This is a genomic window from Staphylococcus pasteuri (assembly GCF_030547725.1).
GTDB classification, from domain to species: Bacteria; Bacillota; Bacilli; order Staphylococcales; family Staphylococcaceae; genus Staphylococcus; species Staphylococcus pasteuri.
Map to the genome: position 1 here is coordinate 1 of NZ_JAUOQO010000892.1, position 239 is coordinate 239.

Sequence of the window (239 nt, forward strand, 5' to 3'; positions counted from 1 at the left end):
GCATGCACCTTGGTCGTTGGGTTCGGGGCGGCCGGGAGCACCCCGAATACAGGGATCACATGGCCTGGATCGGTGCCAGCGCGTCTTTCAGTTCGGCTTTTTCGGTCTCGGTCAGGGGGCCAAGCGGTGCGCGACATTCGCCCACCGGCAGACCCTGCAACGCGCAGCCATATTTGATTTTCTGCGCGAACTTGCCGCTTTCAAGGATGTTCATCGCGCGGTAGAGTTTGACCATGATG

1 protein-coding gene is annotated in these 239 nt (G+C 60.3%); it reads right to left on the minus strand.

Features of this window, described 5'->3' with window-relative positions; all coding sequences use genetic code 11:
* Positions 1 to 55: 55 nt before the first annotated feature.
* Positions 56 to 239: dihydrodipicolinate synthase family protein (locus Q4528_RS15825; RefSeq protein ID WP_303522693.1), on the minus strand; the 184-nt coding region annotated here is incomplete at its 5' end.